The sequence below is a fragment of the Methanolobus bombayensis genome (assembly GCF_017873415.1).
Lineage (GTDB): Archaea > Halobacteriota > Methanosarcinia > Methanosarcinales > Methanosarcinaceae > Methanolobus > Methanolobus bombayensis.
This window is the reverse complement of the sequence record NZ_JAGGKD010000035.1, coordinates 1-1001: the sequence shown is the minus strand read 5'-3', so window position 1 is coordinate 1001 and position 1001 is coordinate 1. Positions and strand designations below refer to the sequence as shown.

The following is a 1001-nucleotide window of genomic DNA, read 5'->3' as shown; positions in this document are numbered from 1 at the left end:
GGCTTTGTAGAAAACCTACTTTCCATTTTATTTTAACATAATAATTTAAAAAGGATTAGTCCCCTTAGCATTATCTGCTACCGAAAACACAAAGGGGATGATTGTGTTTTGTCTAACAAGTACTTAAAGTTTGTTGATACCGCGTTAGCTGTATCAGGAAACTCACATATTCAGATCTATAGTTGTAAATATTCGAAAAGGAAATACACTCAACATCAGCTCTTGACGTTGGTTTTGTTGAAAGAATATCTTGATGAGGATTATCGGGATATCGTAGAAATTGTTGAATTAATGGACAAAGTTAAAGCAAAAATTGGACTTAAACAGATTCCACACTTTACTACACTTCACAAATTCATTACAAGATTAAGTTCCATCTACTTTGCTGGATTGCTGAAACAAACGCTAAAACTATTCTATTCTTATGGTGAGCAAATAGAGATTACTGCTATTGATTCAAGTGGATTCACTAGTGGTCACTGTAGCTATTATTATTCTTGGAGAACAGGAAAGAAACGGAGATCATTCCTAAAAACAAGTATCTCTGTTGATACTGGAAAGTTCATTGTCACTGGCTTCAAGATATCGGGTAACCCTGTGCATGATGCGAAGCATGCAATGGCATTGTTGAAACAATGCCATAAAAATCGTAGGTCCAGTTATTATGTCATGGACAAAGCCTATGATTCAGAAAACATACATTCGACAACAAGAGAACAACTAGATGCAATAGCTATGATTCCTTTGAGACAAAGAAAAAGGAAGAGAATTAAGGGATTCTATCGCAGGAAAATGGTGTGGGAATTTGATCGAGAATTGTATCATAACAGAAACCTAGTTGAAACAATGTTCTCTGTTCTGAAAAGAAAATATGGTGAAGAGGTAAGAGCAAAAAAGTATTGGAATCAATTAAAAGAAGTCAAATTCAAGATGTTAGTGCATAACCTTGACAGGTATGTCAAGGTTATACTTTTTGTCAAAATAAGGATTTCTACAAAGCC

1 protein-coding gene is annotated in these 1001 nt (G+C 34.5%); it reads left to right on the top strand.

From position 1 onward, the window contains the following. Positions 1-72: 72 nt before the first annotated feature. Positions 73-1001: IS5 family transposase (locus J2746_RS14590; RefSeq protein WP_425342660.1), on the top strand; the 929-nt coding region annotated here is incomplete at its 3' end.